General features: G+C 66.2%; 8 protein-coding genes, 1 tRNA gene and 5 pseudogenes. 10 read left to right on the top strand and 4 right to left on the bottom strand.

Translation table 11 applies throughout. From position 1 onward, the window contains the following. Positions 1-36 precede the first annotated feature (36 nt). Positions 37-1129 (top strand): annotated as a pseudogene (locus tag ACQ858_RS09515) (pyridoxal phosphate-dependent aminotransferase). A gap of 62 nt (positions 1130-1191) precedes the next feature. On the opposite strand, the pseudogene hrpA reads toward ACQ858_RS09515, so the two are convergent. Further along, positions 1192-5055: pseudogene (gene hrpA / locus ACQ858_RS09510) on the bottom strand (ATP-dependent RNA helicase HrpA). Positions 5056-5191: 136 nt separating this feature from the next. Between hrpA and argA the strand changes: the two are divergent. The 9 genes and pseudogenes from argA to ACQ858_RS09465 form a co-directional block, all read left to right on the top strand. After that, positions 5192-6537: pseudogene (argA, locus tag ACQ858_RS09505) on the top strand (amino-acid N-acetyltransferase). 35 nt (positions 6538-6572) lie between these two features. Continuing rightward, on the top strand, positions 6573-7019 hold the full coding sequence (locus ACQ858_RS09500; RefSeq protein ID WP_431276442.1) for a hypothetical protein: 447 nt from the start codon (positions 6573-6575) through the stop codon (positions 7017-7019). Then, positions 7016-8236 (top strand): succinyldiaminopimelate transaminase, encoded by a 1221-nt coding sequence (gene dapC / locus ACQ858_RS09495; RefSeq protein ID WP_431276441.1) that lies wholly within the window; start codon positions 7016-7018, stop codon positions 8234-8236. The genes ACQ858_RS09500 and dapC overlap by 4 nt, the downstream gene beginning before the upstream one ends. Next, entirely contained in the window at positions 8233-9057 is an 825-nt protein-coding gene (dapD, locus tag ACQ858_RS09490) for a 2,3,4,5-tetrahydropyridine-2,6-dicarboxylate N-succinyltransferase (protein ID WP_431276440.1), read from the top strand. Before dapC ends, dapD begins: the two co-directional genes overlap by 4 nt. 140 nt (positions 9058-9197) lie before the next feature. Beyond that, positions 9198-10345: pseudogene (locus ACQ858_RS09485) on the top strand (PilT/PilU family type 4a pilus ATPase). 16 nt (positions 10346-10361) lie between these two features. Beyond that, a complete protein-coding gene (dapE, locus tag ACQ858_RS09480; RefSeq protein ID WP_431276439.1) occupies positions 10362-11537 on the top strand; it encodes a succinyl-diaminopimelate desuccinylase in 1176 nt (391 codons plus the stop codon). Beyond that, positions 11534-12397, top strand: coding sequence for a 50S ribosomal protein L3 N(5)-glutamine methyltransferase (prmB, locus tag ACQ858_RS09475; protein WP_431276438.1), 864 nt, complete (start codon positions 11534-11536; stop codon positions 12395-12397). Before dapE ends, prmB begins: the two co-directional genes overlap by 4 nt. Positions 12398-12432: 35 nt before the next feature. Next, positions 12433-14415, top strand: a complete 1983-nt coding sequence (locus tag ACQ858_RS09470; protein ID WP_431276437.1) for an ABC-F family ATP-binding cassette domain-containing protein — start codon at positions 12433-12435, stop codon at positions 14413-14415. Between the two features lie 18 nt (positions 14416-14433). After that, a pseudogene (locus ACQ858_RS09465) lies at positions 14434-14913 on the top strand (hypothetical protein); the annotation flags it as partial. Positions 14914-15523: 610 nt separating this feature from the next. Here the strand turns inward: ACQ858_RS09465 and ACQ858_RS09460 are convergent. The 3 genes from ACQ858_RS09460 to ACQ858_RS09450 all read right to left on the bottom strand — a co-directional run bounded on the left by ACQ858_RS09460 (position 15524) and on the right by ACQ858_RS09450 (position 16785). Further along, complete coding sequence (locus tag ACQ858_RS09460; protein ID WP_431276436.1) at positions 15524-15742, bottom strand: hypothetical protein; 219 nt, start codon at positions 15740-15742, stop codon at positions 15524-15526. Positions 15743-15859: 117 nt separating this feature from the next. Then, positions 15860-15935 (bottom strand) — tRNA-Lys (locus ACQ858_RS09455). A 49-nt stretch (positions 15936-15984) separates the two neighbouring features. After that, positions 15985-16785 (bottom strand): tRNA threonylcarbamoyladenosine dehydratase, encoded by an 801-nt coding sequence (locus ACQ858_RS09450; RefSeq protein WP_431276435.1) that lies wholly within the window; start codon positions 16783-16785, stop codon positions 15985-15987. Positions 16786-16809: the final 24 nt, after the last annotated feature.

Below are 16809 nucleotides of genomic sequence, written 5' to 3'. Positions count from 1 at the left end.
AAGCTGCCCGCCGTGGGCACGACCATCTTCACCGTCATGTCGGCGCTGGCCGTCGAGAAGAACGCGGTGAATCTCGGGCAAGGATTCCCTGATTTCGGATGCGATCCGAAGCTGCTGCAGGCAGTGACCGACGCCATGGCGGCAGGCCACAACCAATACCCGCCGATGCCCGGCATCCTTCCGCTGCGGCAGGCGATCGCGTCGAAGATCGCAGCGCTCTACGGCCACAGCTATGACCTGCAGAGCGAGATCACCATCACCGCCGGCGCAACGCAGGCGATCATCACCGCGATCCTCGCCGTGGTGCGGCCCGGCGATGAAGTGATCGTTCTGGAGCCCTGCTACGACAGCTACGTCCCCAACATCGACCTGGCCGGCGGCACGGTGGTGCGCGTGCCACTCACACCCGGCTCCTTCCGGCCGGACTTCGACAAGATCGCCGCCGCCCTCACGCCGCGCACGCGCGCGATCATCGTCAACACGCCGCACAACCCGAGTGCCACGGTCTGGACCGAGGCCGAGATGCGCCGGCTCGAAGAGCTGCTCGCACCTACCGACGTGCTGGTGATCAGCGACGAGGTCTACGAGCACATGGTCTACGACGGTGCGCGCCACGAGAGCGCGGCGCGTTTCCCGGGCCTGGCTGCGCGCAGCTTCATCGTGAGCAGTTTCGGCAAGACCTACCACGTGACCGGCTGGAAGGTGGGCTATGTCGCCGCGCCGGCATCGCTCACCGCGGAGTTCCGCAAGGTGCACCAGTTCAACGTGTTCACGGTCAACACGCCGATGCAGTACGCGCTCGCGACCTTCATGGCCGACCCGGCGCCTTATCTCGAACTCCCGGCCTTCTACCAGCGCAAGCGCGACCTGTTCGCGCAAGGCACTGGCCAAGACACGGCTCAGGCTCCTGCCCAGCGCTGGCACCTACTTCCAGTGTGTCGACATCAGCGAGGTGAGCGACCTCAACGAGTCCGACTTCTGCCTGTGGCTGACGAGCGAAATCGGCGTGGCCGCGATCCCGCTGTCGGCCTTCTACGGCGACGGCTTCGACCAGCGCGTGGTGCGCTTCTGCTTCGCGAAGAAGGACGAGACGCTGCACAACGCTCTCGAGCGACTGGCGCGGCTCTGACAGGAACGGCACAAGCGTCGTGACCGCGGAGGGCGTGCGTCACGGCGCGGGATTCGTCGGGCTCAGCTTTCGAGTTGGACCCACAGCTTGTCGAGGCGCTTGACGCTCACCGGTTGCGGCGTGCGCAACTCCTGCGCGAAGAAGCTCACGCGCAACTCTTCGAGCAGCCACCGGAATTCGCCCATGCGCTCGTCGATCGCGCCCTTGCGCTCGGCGAGAAGGCGCCAGTAGCGCTGCTCCTGCGGGCGAAGCTCCGCGAGCCGCTGGGCATCGCGCTCGGGGTCGCCGCGCAGCTTGTCGAGCCGCAGCGTGATCGCCTTGAGATAGCGCGCGAAATGCTGAAGACGCGGCCAGGGCGTATCGACCAGGAAGCGCTTGCCGACCAGCCGCTGCAACTGCTGAGACGCATCGGCGGTGGCCGTCGGCTGGATCTTGGTGTCCTTGATCTTGCGCACCGCGACCGCGTAGTCGGCGAGGATCACGCCGGCAAGCCGCGCCACCTCGTTCGCGATCAGCGTCAGCCGACCGCGCCCTTCTTCCACGCGGCGCTTGAAGGCGGCCTCGTCGGTCGGGAGCGGATCCTGCAGGAACGCGCGATCGAGCGCGACATCGATGATCTGCGCGCGCAGCTCTTCAAGCGTGCCGAGCGGCATGTAGGCCACGGCCATCTTCTGCAGGTCGGGGATGTTCTTCTCGAGATACTTGAGGGCATCCTTGATCTGCAATGCGAAGAGCCGCCGCAGGCCGATGCGATGTTTCGCCGCTGCGACCGCGGGCTCGTCGAACACTTCGATGGTGACCGCGTCGCCGCCGTCGACCAGCGCCGGAAAGCCGATCAGCGATTGCGCGCCGCGCCGCACTTCCATCAGTTCCGGCAGCTCGCCGAACGTCCATGCGGTGTAGCGCTGGCCCGCCGGCGCGGCAGCCGCTGGCGCTTCCACCGACTTCGCCGGTCGCTCGCCGTGCTGCTTGCCGGTTGACGCGGCCGGCGCTTCCGGAGCCTTCTTCACATTGAGACCTGCAAGTGCCTGGAACGCACCGCGTGCCTGCGCGCCGAGTTCCGCCTTCAGCGCGCCGAGATTGCGCCCCATGCCGAGCTGACGGCCATGCTCGTCCACCACGCGCAGGTTCATGAACAGGTGCGGCGGCAGCATGTCAAGCTTGAAGTCCGTGCGCTTCACGTCGAGGCTGGTCTCCTCACGCACACGCTTGAGCAGCGCGTCGGTCAACGATCCGTGGCCGAACACTTCGGGGGCACCGAACACCTCGCTGAGCCGCGATGCGGATTCCGGCAGCGGAACAAGCCGCGCGCGCGGCTTCTGCGGCAGGCTCTTCAGGAGCGCCTGGATCTTGTCCTTGAGCATCCCGGTCACCAGCCATTCGCAGCGCTCCTCGCTGACCTGGTTCAGCACGAAGAGCGGCACCGTGACCGTAAGTCCGTCCTTGGCATCGCCCGGTTCGTGCAGATAGGTCGCGGCGCAATCCACACCCCCAGCCGGAGCGTCGGCGGAAAGGCCTGCGTGGTGATGCCCGCCGCCTGGTGCCGCATCAGTTCGTCGCGCGTCAGGTGGAGAAGCCGGGGCTCGCCCTTCGATTGCGCGCGATACCAGTTCTCGAAGCCCTGCCCGCTCGCGACATCCGCCGGCACCTGCGCGTCGTAGAAGGCGTAGATCAGCTCGTCGTCCACCAGCACATCCTGCCGGCGCGACTTGTGCTCCAGCGCTTCGACCTCGCGCACCAGCTTGCGGTTGGCGGCAAGGAAAGGCAGCTTGCTCTCCCACTGGCCGCCCACGAGTGCCTCGCGGATGAAGATCTCGCGCGCCGCCGCCGGGTCGACACGGCTGAAATCGACACGACGCCCGCTGTACACCACGAGCCCATAGAGCGTGGCGCGCTCCAGCGCCGCGACCTGCGCGCCCTTCTTCTCCCAGTGCGGATCGAGCAACTGCTTCTTGAGCAGGTGCGCGCCGACCTGCTCAAGCCATTGCGGCTCGATGTTGGCGATGCCGCGGCCGAAGAGGCGCGTGGTTTCGACCAGTTCGGCGCAGACGACCCAGCGCCCGGGCTTCTTCTTCAAGTGCGCTCCGGGGTGGCGGTAGAACTTGATGCCGCGCGCACCGAGATACGCCTCGTCGTCTTCGAGCTTCCAGCCGATGTTGCCCAGCAAGCCCGAAAGCATCGACATGTGCAGCGCGTCGTAAGTCGCGGGCTCGGTGTTGATCCGCCACTTGTGCTCCGTCACGACGGTCAGAAGCTGCGAATGAATGTCGCGCCACTCGCGCACGCGCCGCACGTTGATGAAGTTCTGCCGCAGCAACTGCTCGTACTGCCGATTGCTCAGCTTGTGGGTCTCTCCGTGCCCGCCGCGCGCATCGTGAATCCACTTCCACAGCCGCAGATAACCGCTGAATTCGCTGCGGTCGTCGTCGAACTTCGAATGGGCCTGATCGGCCTGCTGTTGCGCGTCCATCGGACGATCCCGCACATCCTGCACCGACAGGGCGCTCGCGATCACCAACACCTCCTCCAGCGCGCCACGCGCGCGGGCCTCCAGGATCATCCGGCCGACGCGCGGATCGAGCGGCAGCTTCGACAGCTCCGCGCCGGTGGGCGTGAGTTCGTTCGCGTCGTCGACCGCGCCGAGTTCGTTGAGCAACTGGTAGCCGTCGGCGATCGCGCGCCGCTGCGGCGCTTCGAGGAACGGAAAGCGCTCGACGTCGCCGAGATGAAGCGACTTCATCCGCAGGATCACGCCCGCGAGCGAAGAGCGCAGGATTTCCGGATCGGTGAAGCGTGGCCGGCCCTCGAAGTCCTTCTCGTCGTAGAGACGGATGCAGATGCCGTTGGCCACCCGTCCGCAGCGTCCCGCGCGCTGGTTGGCCGCCGCCTGGCTGACCGGCTCGACCAGCAGCTGCTCGACCTTGCTGCGGAAACTGTAGCGCTTGACGCGCGCGGTGCCGGCGTCGATCACATAGCGGATGCCCGGCACCGTCAGCGAGGTTTCGGCGACGTTGGTCGCCAGCACGATACGGCGGCCGGTGTGGCCGTCGAAGATGCGGTCCTGCTCCGCCTGCGACAGCCGCGCGAAGAGCGGCAGCACTTCGGCGCTGCGCATCACCGGCTGGTGGCTCAGGTGCTTGCGAAGATGGTCGGCCGCTTCGCGGATCTCGCGCTCGCCAGTGCAGGAAGACGAGGATGTCGCCAGCGTTGTGCGGGTCGCGCCAGAGCTCATCCACGCCGTCGGCAATGGCGTCGTTCAGGTCGTAGTCGCGCGATTCCTCGAAGGGCCGGTAGCGCTGCTCGACCGGAAAGGTGCGCCCCGACACCATGATCACCGGCGCGGGCGTCAAGGGCCCCCACGCTCCGCGCTGCGCGTCGTCGCTGCCCCCCGAGGGGGCCGCGCCCGGCTTGGGGCGGCCCGGCGCCGGGCGAGCGGAAGCGAAATGCTGCGCGAAGCGGTCCGCGTCGATCGTCGCGGAGGTCACGATCACCTTCAGGTCCGGCCGCCGCGGCAGGATCTCCTTCAGGTAGCCGAGCAGGAAGTCGATGTTGAGCGAACGCTCGTGCGCCTCGTCGATGATGAGCGTGTCGTAGGCCTTGAGCAGCGGGTCGGTCTGCGTCTCCGCGAGCAGGATGCCGTCGGTCATGAGCTTGACCGAGGCGTCGCGCGAGAGGCGGTCCTGGAAGCGGACCTTGAAGCCGACCACCTCGCCCAGCGGCGTCTTCAGCTCTTCGGCGATGCGCTTGGCGACCGACGATGCCGCGATCCGCCGCGGCTGGGTGTGGCCGATCAACCGGCCCTTGCCGGGCGGCGCATTCAGCTTGCCGCGCCCGAGCGCCAAGGCGATCTTCGGCAACTGCGTGGTCTTGCCCGAACCCGTCTCGCCGCAGACGATCACCACCTGGTGCGCGTCGATGGCGGCCATGATTTCGTCGCGCCGGGCCGACACCGGCAGGGATTCTGGAAACTCGATTCGAAGTGAGGGCGAAGACAAGGCGGGCAGTTCGGGGAAAATCCGCAATTATCTTGCGACCGGCCTCCCTCCACCCCTACCCCCGCCAATGTCCACCGTCTTCAATTTCACCTTCGTCCCCTGGTTCCGCTCGGTGGCGCCGTACATCCACATGCATCGCGGCAAGACCTTCGTGGTCGCCATGGCCGGCGAGGCGATCGCGGCGGGCAAGCTGCAAAGCATCGCGCAGGACCTTGCGCTGATCCAGAGCATGGGCGTCAAAGTGGTGCTGGTCCACGGCTTTCGCCCGCAGGTGAACGAGCAGTTGCGCGCCAAGGGCCACGAGGCGAAGTATTCGCACGGCATGCGCATCACCGACGAAGTCGCGCTGGATTGCGCCCAGGAAGCCGCCGGCCAGCTGCGCTACGAGATCGAAGCCGCGTTCAGCCAGGGCCTGCCGAACACGCCGATGGCCGGCTCCACGGTGCGGATGATGTCCGGCAACTTCATCACCGCGCGGCCGGTCGGCGTGGTCGACGGCATCGATTTCCAGCACTCGGGGCTGGTGCGCAAGGTCGACGCGGTCGGCATCCGGCGCGCACTCGACTTCGGCTCGATGGTGCTGATGTCGCCCTTCGGCTTCTCACCCACCGGCGAGGCCTTCAACCTCACCATGGAAGAAGTCGCGACCAGCGTGGCGATCTCGATCCAGGCGGACAAGCTGATCTTCCTGACCGAAGTCCCCGGCATTGCACAGGATGCGAGCCGGCCGGTCAGCGACGACAACCCGATCGACACCGAACTGCCGCTCGACGCGGCGAAAAACTCCTCGCATCCCTGGCACCGGCCCAACGACCGACCGACACGGCGTTCTACCTCCAGCACTGCGTGAAGGCGTGCGAAGCCGGCGTCGAGCGCAACCACATCATTCCCTTCAGCGTCGATGGGTCGCTGCTGCTCGAAATCTACGTGCACGACGGCATCGGGACGATGGTCATCGACGAGAAGCTCGAATCGCTGCGCGAAGCCACGGCCGATGACATCGGCGGCATCATCCAGCTCATCGAACCCTTCGAGCGCGACGGCACGCTGGTCAAGCGCAGCCGCACCGAGATCGAGCGCGACATCGACCAGTACACCGTGATCGAGCACGACGGCGTGATCTTCGGCTGCGCCGCGCTCTATCCCTATCCCGAAGCCAAGACCGCGGAAATGGCGGCGCTCACGGTGTCGCCCCAGTCGCAGGCACAGGGCGACGGCGAGCGCATCCTGAAGCGCATCGAGCATCGCGCCAAGGCGCAGGGGCTGGAGAGCATCTTCGTGCTCACCACGCGCACCATGCACTGGTTCCTCAAGCGCGGCTTCCAGCAGGTCAATCCCGACTGGCTCCCCGAAGCGCGCAAGCGCAAGTACAACTGGGACCGCAAGAGCCAGGTGCTGGTCAAGAAGCTCTGACCGATCCCCAAGGCCCTACCGACGAGGAGAAGACGATGTTTCCGTGGCTCTGGTTCTGGTCTCCGGTGTTTCATCTCCCCTTCAGCGGCAGCGTGGCTCAGCAGATCGAGCCGGACACGAACTGGTTCTTCGCCGGAATTCCCCAGCAGGCGGGCAACGGCCTGCTTGAGAAGAAGGCGTTCGAAGTCGCCAGCTACGGACGTCAACTGGGCTGGATCACCGAAGTCCTGCTTGCCGCGAAAGGCTCCGACGCGGTCGCGCCCGCCAAGGCGGCTGCCTCGTTGCGCGAGCTCGAGGCCGCCTACCTCGCGATCGAGTCCGTCAAGGAAAAGAGCCGCGCCGAACTGGCCGATGCCGCGAGCGCCGCGCTCGAGAAGCTGCGCCAGGCCGATCCGGCCGCGTACGACTCGCTGATCCTCTCGGCGCAGGCCCGGCGCACGGCGGCGGTGCGAGGGCTCGGCCGCGATAATTCCGCCCCATGAATCCCTTGCTCGCCAAACTGCAGCCCTACCCCTTCGAGCGGCTGCGACAACTCTTCGCGGGCGTCACGCCGAACCCGCAATACACCCCGATCAGCCTGGGCATCGGCGAGCCCAAGCACCCGACGCCCGGCTTCATCAAGGAGGCGCTGTCCGGCAGCCTCGGCGCGCTGGCCGTCTATCCCGCCACGGCGGGCGATCTGAAGCTGCGCCAGTCCTTCACCGGCTGGCTGCAGAGGCGCTATGGATTGAGCCTCGATCCCGCGACGCAGGTGCTGCCGGTCAACGGATCGCGCGAAGCGCTCTTCGCGCTGGCGCAGACGGTGGTCGATTCGAGCAAATCGCTCGGACCCAAGGCGCCCGTGGTGATGTCGCCCAATCCGTTCTATCAAATCTATGAAGGCGCGGCCTTCCTCTCGGGCGCCGAGCCGTACTACGTGCCGAGCGTGCCGTCGCGCAATTTCGCGGTGGACTGGGACAGCGTGCCGGATGAGGTCTGGGCACGCACGCAACTCGTGTTCGTCTGCTCGCCGGGCAATCCGACCGGCGCGGTGATGCCGCTGGACGAATGGAAGAAGCTCTTCGCGCTGTCCGACCGCCACGGCTTCGTGATCGCGGCGGACGAGTGCTACAGCGAGATCTACTTCCGCGACGAGCCGCCGCTGGGCGGGCTCGAGGCGGCGGCCAAGCTCGGCCGAAGCGACTTCCGCAACCTGATCGCGCTCACCTCGCTCTCCAAGCGCAGCAACGTGCCCGGGCTGCGCAGTGGCTTCGTGGCGGGCGATGCATCGATCATCAAGGCCTTCCTGCTCTACCGCACCTACCACGGCAGCGCGATGAGCGGCACCGTCGCGGCGGCGAGCATCTCGGCGTGGAACGACGAGGCGCATGTCATCGAGAACCGCGCGCAGTACCGCGCCAAGTTCGCGGCTGTCACCCCGATGCTGGAGCCCGTTCTCGACGTCCGCCTGCCCGACGCGAGCTTCTACCTCTGGGCCGGGGTTCCCTCCGCGTGGCAGGGCGACGATCAGGCCTTCGCCCGCGAGCTCTACGCTCAATACAATGTGACGGTGCTGCCCGGCAGCTATCTCGCCCGCGACGTGGCCGGCAGCAATCCGGGCCGCGGGCGCATCCGGATGGCGCTGGTCGCCGACACCGCCGAGTGCACCGAAGCCGCGCAACGCATCGTCCAATTCATCCAGAACCGAGTTCTTCCATGACCCAACAACTCCAGCAGACCATCGACGCAGCGTGGGAAGACCGCGCCAACATCTCCTCCACCAGCGCTTCGAAGGAAGTGCGCGACGCCGTCGAGCATGTGATCGCCGAGCTCAACAACGGCAAGCTGCGCGTTGCCACCCGCGAAGCCGTCGGCCAGTGGACCGTGCACCAGTGGATCAAGAAGGCCGTGCTGCTGTCGTTCCGCCTGAAGGACAACGAGCAGATGCAGGCCGGCTCGCTGGGCTTCTACGACAAGGTGCCGACCAAGTTCTCGCACCTGTCCGCAGGCGAACTGAAGGACGCAGGCGTGCGCGTCGTGCCCCCGGCCGTCGCGCGCCGCGGCAGCTACATCGCCAAGGGCGCGGTGCTGATGCCCTCCTACGTGAACATCGGCGCCTATGTCGGCGAAAACACCATGGTCGACACCTGGGCCACCGTCGGCTCCTGTGCTCAGATCGGCGCCAACGTGCACCTCTCCGGCGGCGTGGGCATCGGCGGCGTGCTCGAGCCGCTGCAGGCGGGCCCGACCATCATCGAGGACAACTGCTTCATCGGCGCGCGCTCCGAAGTGGTCGAAGGCGTGGTCATCGAGGAAAACTCGGTGCTGTCGATGGGCGTCTACATCGGCCAAAGCACCCCGATCTACGACCGCGCCACCGGTGAAGTCACCTATGGCCGGGTGCCGGCCGGATCGGTTGTGATCAGCGGCACGCTGCCCAAGGACAACGGCAGGTACAGCCTGTACGCCGCCATCATCGTGAAGCGTGTCGACGCGCAAACCCGCGCCAAGACTTCGCTGAACGAGTTGCTGCGCGATTGATGACACCTGCCGCCATTGCCTCTTCAGGGCTGCTGCGGAACCGGCTTTGCCGGGCCGCCGGCAGCGCCCCCGGTAGGGGGTGGCGGCCACACGAAGTGGGCAAGCCTGGGGGCGAGCCATAAATTTTGAGGAGTGAGCCGATGAACACGATGGAGCGGATTCTTCGCCTGATGGCCGAACGCAAGGCCTCCGACATCTACCTATCGGCCAACGCCCCGGCGCAGATCCGCATCAACGGCAATTGCATGCCGATCAACGCGCAGGTGCTGCCCCCGAAGCACCCTTGAGCCTGCTCGCCGAAGTGGTGCATGAAGGCCGCATCGCCGAACTGGAGCGCACAGGCGAGCTCAACATGGCGATCGCACTCGAGGGCGCCGGCAACTTCCGCATCAGCGCGATGCGCCAGCGCGGCAGCTACGCAGTGGTGGTGCGGCACATCGCTTCGGTCATCCCGGCCTTCGACGACCTGAACCTACCCGAGATCCTGAAGACGCTCATCATGGAGAAGCGCGGGCTCATCCTCATGGTGGGCTCCACCGGCGCGGGCAAGAGCACCACGCTCGCGTCGATGCTCGACTTTCGCAATGAGAACGCTTCCGGCCACATCCTGACGGTCGAGGAGCCGATCGAGTTCACCTTCATCAACAAGAAGTCGCTGGTGAACCAGCGCGACGTGGGCAGCGACACGCAGTCGCTCCAGATCGCGCTGAAGAATGCGCTGCGCCAGGCGCCCGACGTGATCCAGATCGGCGAAATCCGCGACCGCGAGACCATGACGGCGGCGATCGCCTATGCCCAGTCGGGCCATCTGTGCGTGGCCACGCTGCACGCGAACAACAGCTACCGCGCGCTGAACCGCATCCTGAGCTTCTACCCGGTGGAGGTGCGTCCCACGCTGCTCGGCGACCTCAGCGGCGCGCTGCGCGCGATCGTCGCGCAGCGCCTGCTGCGCACCCCCAACGGCGCGCGCGTGCCGGCACTCGAGGTGATGCTCAACACCGCGCTGATCGCCGAGCACATCGGCAAGGGCGACTTCACCGCGGTCAAGGAAGCCATGGAGCAATCCATGGCCGAAGGGTCGCAGACCTTCGAGGAAGACATCGCGCGCCTGATCACCGAAAATCTGGTCACCCGCGAGGAAGGCCTGTCGCAAGCCGATTCGCCGACCAACCTGATGTGGCGCCTGCAGAACCGCAAGGCGCCAGCCCCGCAGAACGAAGAACGCTCCTTCCTCGAACAGATCGAGGAACCCACCTTCACGGACATCACGCTCGACGTGCGTCTGTGAGCCACCTGCCCTTTCGATGTCACGAACGCTCCAGCTTGCCGAACAACTGATTTCACGTCCCTCGGTCACCCCTGACGATGCAGGGTGCCAGGGGATTCTTGGGGAGCGACTGGCGCGGCTGGGCTTCAAGCTCGAGATCATCGAAAGCGGCCCGGCGGATTTCCGGGTGACGAACCTCTGGGCGGTGCGCGCCGGTGCGGCCGGCGCCGAAGGCCGGACGATCGCCTTCGCCGGCCACACCGACGTGGTCCCGACCGGTCCGCTCGAACAATGGACCAGCCATCCCTTCACCCCTACACACCGGGACGGCAAGCTCTACGGCCGCGGCGCCTGCGACATGAAGACCTCGCTCGCGGCCTTCGTCGTCGCCATCGAGGAATTCCTCGCAGCCACGCCCGATCCGCGCCTTTCGCTTGCCCTGCTGCTCACCAGCGACGAGGAAGGGCCCGCCGTCGACGGCACGGTGGTGGTCTGCAACACGCTCGCCGCCCGCGGTGAACGCATCGACTACTGCATCGTCGGTGAGCCGACCGCGGTGGAGCGCTGCGGCGACATGATCAAGAACGGCCGCCGCGGCACCATGAGCGGCAAGCTCACCGTCAAGGGCGTGCAGGGCCACATCGCCTATCCACACCTCGCGAAGAATCCGGTGCATTCATTCGCGCCTGCGCTGGCCGAACTGGTCGCGATCAACGACGCGGGCGCCTGGGATGCAGGCAATGCGTACTTCCAGCCGACGAGCTGGCAGATCAGCAACATCCACGCGGGCACCGGCGCGAGCAACGTGATTCCGGGTGCGGCGTTCATCGACTTCAATTTCCGCTTCTCGACCGAGTCGACGCCGGAGTCGCTGCAGCAGCGCGTTCATCAGGTGCTCGACGCGCACGGGCTCGACTACACGATCGCCTGGACCGTCGGCGGTCTGCCGTTCCTGACCACGCCGGCCGAACTGGTCGAAGCCGTGCAGCAGGCGGTCCGCGACGAAACCGGTATCGAGACCGAGCTTTCGACCAGCGGCGGCACCAGCGACGCGCGTTTCATCGCCAGGATCTGCGAGCAGGTCGTGGAACTCGGCCCGACCAACGCCAGCATCCACAAGATCGACGAACACATCGCGGTCGCGGAAATCGATCCGCTCAAGAACATCTATCGCCGCACGCTGGACAAGCTCGAAGCGCTGCTGCACGTATGAGCACGGTGATTCAACTCATCGAGGCGGGTGCGAAGCAACTGGCCGAAGCGGGCGTTTCGTTCGGCCACGGCACGACCAACGCCTTCGACGAAGCGGCCTGGCTCGTGCTCTGGCGGCTGGGCTTGCCGCTGGACGAGCTCGACGGCGTCGCGGAGCGCCCGGTGGCACCCGCGGATGCTGCGCGCGTCGCCGCGCTTTTCGACCAGCGCATCCAGACGCGCAAGCCCGCGGCCTACCTGACGAAGGAAGCGTGGCTCCAAGGCGTTCCGTTCTACGTCGACGAACGCGCGATCGTGCCGCGCAGCTTCATCGCCGAACTGCTGGCCGACGGGTCCATCGACCCGTGGCTGAGCGACCGGACGCGCCGTGTGCTCGACCTGTGCACCGGCAACGGCAGCCTCGCGGTGTTGGCCGCGATGACCTATCCGGAGATCTCCGTCGATGCGGCGGACATCTCGACCGAGGCGCTCGAAGTCGCCGCGATCAATGTCACGCGCCACCAGCTCGATACCCGGATCACGCTGCTTCAGTCCGATGGTCTGGCCGCCGTTCGCGGACCCTACGATCTCATTCTCTGCAATCCACCCTACGTGAACGCGCAGAGCATGGGCGAACTGCCGGCCGAATACTGCGCCGAACCCGAGCTGGCCCTTGCGGGCGGTGTCGACGGCATGGATTTCATCCGCCGGCTGCTCGCCGATGCACCTGCGCGGATGACCGAATCCGCCGTGCTGGTCCTTGAGATCGGCAACGAGCGCGCGCATTTCGAGGCCGCCTTTCCGAGGCTCGAAGTGGTGTGGCTCCCGACGAGCGCGGGCGAGGATCAGGTGTTGCTGATCACCCGCGAGTCCCTGCTGTAGAAATTCCCTGGTCCGCCGGTGTGGCGGGCAAACCCATGATCACCCTCAAGAACGTCATCCTGCGCCGCAGCGCCAAAGTGCTGCTCGACGGCGCCAGCGTCACCATCAACCCTGGAGAAAAGGTCGGGCTGGTGGGGCGCAACGGCGCGGGCAAGTCGACCTTGTTCGCGCTCTTCAACGGCACGCTCCATGAAGACGGCGGCGATTTCTCGATGCCGAAGAGCTGGCGCATGGCGCAGGTCGCGCAGAACATGCCCGAAACCGCAGAATCGGCCACTGACTTCGTCGTGGCCGGCGATACGCGACTGGTCGAACTCCGCGAGGTGCTTGCGGCCGCCGAAGCCGGGCATGCGGCCAATCCCGACGATGCGGAACTGGGCATGGCCCTCGCCCACGCCTACACCGACCTTGCCGACGCCGGCGAGCACGACGCCGTTCCCCGCGCGCAGGCGCTGATCCTCGGCCTGGGCTTCAAGCCGCATGAGCTCGACCAGCCCGTCAACAGCTTCTCGGGCGGGTGGCGCATGCGCCTGCAGCTTGCGCGCGCGCTGATGTGCCCGAGTGACTTGCTCCTGCTGGACGAGCCCACCAACCACCTGGACCTGGACGCGCTCGTGTGGCTCGAAAGCTGGCTGCAGCGGTACGTCGGCACGATGATCGTGATCAGCCACGACCGCGAGTTCCTCGACGCCGTGACCGAGGTGACGCTGCACATCGAGCATGCGCGCCTGACCCGCTACGGCGGCAACTACAGCGCCTTCGAGACGCTGCGCGCCCAGCAGATGGAGCTCCAGCAGGCCGCCTACGCCAAGCAGCAGGACAAGATCGCCCACCTGCAGAAATTCATCGACCGCTTCAAGGCCAAGGCCAGCAAGGCCAAGCAGGCGCAAAGCCGGGTCAAGGCCCTCGAACGCATGGAAAAGGTCGCGCCGCTGCTGGCGGAAGCCGATTTCACGTTCGAGTTCAAGGAGCCGGGCAACATCCCGAACCCGATGCTGACGATCAGCGACGCGAGCTTCGGCTACCAGTCTGACAGCGAGCCGCCCAAGATCATCCTGCGTGGCGTGAACCGGTCGGTGCTGGCCGGACAACGCATCGGCATCCTCGGCGCCAACGGCCAGGGCAAGTCGACGCTGGTCAAGACGATCGCGCATGAAATGGGCGCGCTGGCCGGCTCGATCACCGAGGGCAAGGGCCTCTCTATCGGCTACTTCGCACAGCAGGAGCTCGATGTGCTCCGGCCACAGGACACACCGCTCGAACACATGGTCCGCCTTGCGCGCGAACTCGGCGCGGCAACCAGGGAACGCACCGGCGAACAGGACCTGCGCGGGTTTCTCGGCAGCTTCAACTTCAGCGGCGACATGGTGAAGCAGCCAGTCGGCACCATGAGCGGCGGCGAGAAGGCCCGGCTGGTGCTCGCGATGATGGTCTGGCAGCGTCCCAACCTGCTGCTGCTCGACGAGCCGACCAACCACCTCGATCTCGCGACCCGCGAGGCGCTGGCCGTGGCACTCAACGAATTCGAAGGCACGCTCATGCTGGTCAGCCACGACCGGGCTCTGCTGCGTTCGGTGTGCGACGAGTTCTGGCTGGTGGGCCGTGGCGCGGTCAGTGACTTCGACGGCGACCTGGACGACTACCAGCGTTACCTGCTGGAGGAATCCCGGCGCCTGCGCGAGGAAGCCAAGCTGGCGATGGCGGCAACCGTGGCCGAACCCGAACCCGCCGCACAAGAGACGCCCGCGCCTGCAAAGAACCAGCGCCGCCAGGACGCGCAGGAACGCCTGCAGCGCAACGAGCGCGTCAAGCCACTCAGGCGCGAACTGGCCCAGGTCGACCAGCGGCTGGCGGATGCCGCCGCAGAAAAGGCCGCGATCGAGACACGTCTCGCGCAGGCACTCCCCGCAGCCGAGATCGCCGAAGCCGGCAAGCGCCTGAAGGCGCTGAACGACGAAATCGAACAGCTCGAGGAGCGCTGGCTGGATCTGTCCGATCAACTCGAAGCGCTTGTCTGAGTCTGATAAGGTGCGGACATGCCGTCCGCCGTCGAACTTGCCCAGGGCGATCCCGAGCTGATTGCCGCCATCCGCCGCAGCCGGCGACTGCTCGGCCGCAAGGCGCTGATGGCGGCTGCGGTCGGCGCGGTCCCGGTGCCGGGCATCGACTGGGCGGCCGACGCCACCTTGCTATCGCGGGTCATCCCGCAGATCAGCGCCGAGTTCGGCCTATCCGTCACCCAGCTCGACCGGCTCGCCCCTTATGACCGGGAGCGCATCCAGAAAGCCGCAGCCGCCGTCGGCGCGCTGTTGGTCGGCAGGCTGGTGACACGCGAATTGCTGATCAAGCTCGCGCGCCATGCTGGCGTCAAGCTGACCGCGCAGCAGGCGGCAAAGTACGTCCCGATCGTCGGGCAGGCCGTTTCGGCCACGCTGAGCTACGCTGCGCTGCGCGCGCTCGGCGAACTACACATCAAGGAGTGCGTGCAGGTGGCCCAATCCGTCCGCCACCTCCCCCTCGCCGATCGCCGAAGCCGAGCCGCGTCCCGAACCCCGGCGCAGGCCGCGGCTCGGCGGCGCATGGCACCGGCTGAGGCTGCGCCAAGGCGACTGAGCCATTTATCCATACTGGGCTGTTGGACTAGCACGACAGTGAAAATTACGCAACTGAACGAACGGGGGATAATCCGAGCATTCGCGAGAAATTTCTTATCGCAAAATAGCAAGTGGACTACAGCTCAAGCAAGTTTTTCCGCGATGTACACGGAGGAGCGGAAGATGAATGAGACAGATCTTGCAGCGTCGGTAGAGCGGTTGATGGCTCGGGTCGACTACTACCTGCATTGCGAACTCGACGAGGAATACGATCACGACAGGCCGGACACTGCGCGCCGCCTGCTCGAGGCCGCGCTTCGTCAGGAACTGATCCGCGCCAGCGCGGTCGGGCTCGTTTCCAGCATTTCGAGCTCCCGACAGCCATCGATATACGACGACGACGCATCGGCGTAACTGACGACCCAAGGCCGCTTTCAGCGGCCTTTCTTTTATTGGCCGACAGCGGGCCAAGTCCCTGCGGGGCAAGCGCTCGACCTGGTGAAGCGGCCAACGCCCGAGATATGCGCGAGATTCAGGACAGACCCGAACTTGGGCAGGTTGCGATCACGGTGTAAGCTGGCCGCGTGAAACAATACCTCCCCTTCATCGCCTTCGCCTGCTTCGCCTTGTTGGCGCCCGAGATCGCTGCGGCGGCCTCGTCGAACAGATCCTGCAACTGGGACCGGCAGACCGGCCGCATGATCTGCAAGCGGCGCGCGCCTGCACCGAGCGCGCCGCCACCGCCGTCCAAGCCGCAACCGGACAATCCACCGGCACCCGGCTCGTCTTCGTAGACCGGGGCACGTGCCAAAAAAAGCCTGCTATCGATTCATCAATAGCAGGCTTTTCTTGTTGCATGCGGCTTGACTGGTAGGACGTACTGGATTCGAACCAGTGACCAACGGATTAAAAGTCCGCTGCTCTACCAACTGAGCTAACGTCCCCTACCTGTTCAGGCGCCTTTGCCGGCTTCGAATTCGGCAAAGCCAGAAATTATAACGTGGCGTTTCGGGCAATCCGGTCCAGAACCCAGCCCGCTGCACATTGACCGAAAGTCGCCGTCACGCTCACGACGGACCCGTAGCCGTGACAGTTGAGCGACCCGTCGCCTTCGACCACGCACGACGCATCGGGTGGCGCCACGCTCTCTCGGCTGAAGACGCAGGTGATGCCGATCTTGCGACCTTCGCGCGGGGCTCCGTGCTCCTTGCGCAGGCGTTGACGCAACTGCGCGAGCAAGGGGTCATGCGTCACCAGCGAAAGGTCGTCGATGTCGACCTTGTGCGCCAGTCGCTTGCCGCCCGCTGCGCCCGCCGTGATGAAGCCCGCCTTGGTTGCGCGAGCCCACGCTGCCATCGCCACCTTGGCCCGCACCTGGTCGCAGGCATCGATGACCGCAGTCGGCTCTCCGTTCGCTTCGCGCGCCTTGGCGAGCAAGGCCTGCCAGTTGTCCGGCTCGACGAACTCGTCGATCGCCAGCACCTCGCACGATGGGTTGATCTGTGCGATGCGCTCCCGCATCGCTTCGACCTTGGCCTGCCCGACCGTTGCATCGAGCGCGTGGATCTGGCGGTTGATGTTGGATTCGGCGATGTGGTCGAGGTCGATCAGCGTCAGCCGCCCCACCCCGCTGCGCGCGAGCGCCTCCGCGGCCCACGAACCGACGCCGCCGATGCCGGCAACCATGACGTGCGAGGCGTGGATCGCCGCCGCGCCCGAGACGCCGTAAAGGCGCTCCAGCCCACCGAAGCGGCGGGCCAGATCCGCATCGTCCGCATCGACGGCCGGCATCATGATCGGGCGCGACGAGCGGCCACG

This window comes from Variovorax ureilyticus (assembly GCF_050632185.1).
Lineage (GTDB): Bacteria > Pseudomonadota > Gammaproteobacteria > Burkholderiales > Burkholderiaceae_C > Variovorax > Variovorax ureilyticus_A.
This window is presented reverse-complemented; position numbering and strand designations above follow the sequence as displayed.